Raw genomic sequence first — 507 nt, 5'->3', positions numbered from 1 at the left:
GAGTTACATAATAAAGTAACTCAGCTAGTTAACCGTCTTGCTAATGCGTTTAAACACGATATGAGCGAAAAGCGCGCTCAAGCATTACAACTACAGCACAGGTTAAATTTATGCCATCCGCGTAATCAGTTAAATCAAAAAGCGCAGCGCTTGGATGAACTAAGCATTGCACTACAACAAGCTATGCGTAATAGTTTATATCAACAAGAGCGCACCCTTAATAATTTAACGCCTAGATTAATGCGCCAATCACCCGACAAAAAGCTCACTCAAGCAAGTCACCAACTCGCACAATTACAAACTCGGCTTAACCAAGCAATACAGCAGCAATTACAGCAAGCTAATAACAGCTTAGCACTGCAGGCAAGTCGCCTAGATTCGGTAAGTCCACTTAATGTATTAGCGCGAGGCTATAGTATTACAAAAACAGATAAGCAAAAGGTGGTGAAATCGGTAGCGGATGTAAAAGTCGGAGATACTTTAATTACTGAACTGGTTGACGGCACG

The 507-nt window shown here is 41.4% G+C and carries 1 protein-coding gene; it reads left to right on the top strand.

The window, feature by feature from the left end:
- The coding region (locus AAEY62_RS20205) for an exodeoxyribonuclease VII large subunit (protein WP_350635954.1) at positions 1 to 507 on the top strand (507 nt) is incomplete at both ends.

Origin of the sequence: Pseudoalteromonas sp. GW168-MNA-CIBAN-0100, from assembly GCF_040309225.1 — a bacterium.
GTDB lineage: Bacteria > Pseudomonadota > Gammaproteobacteria > Enterobacterales > Alteromonadaceae > Pseudoalteromonas > Pseudoalteromonas arctica.
This window is presented reverse-complemented; position numbering and strand designations above follow the sequence as displayed.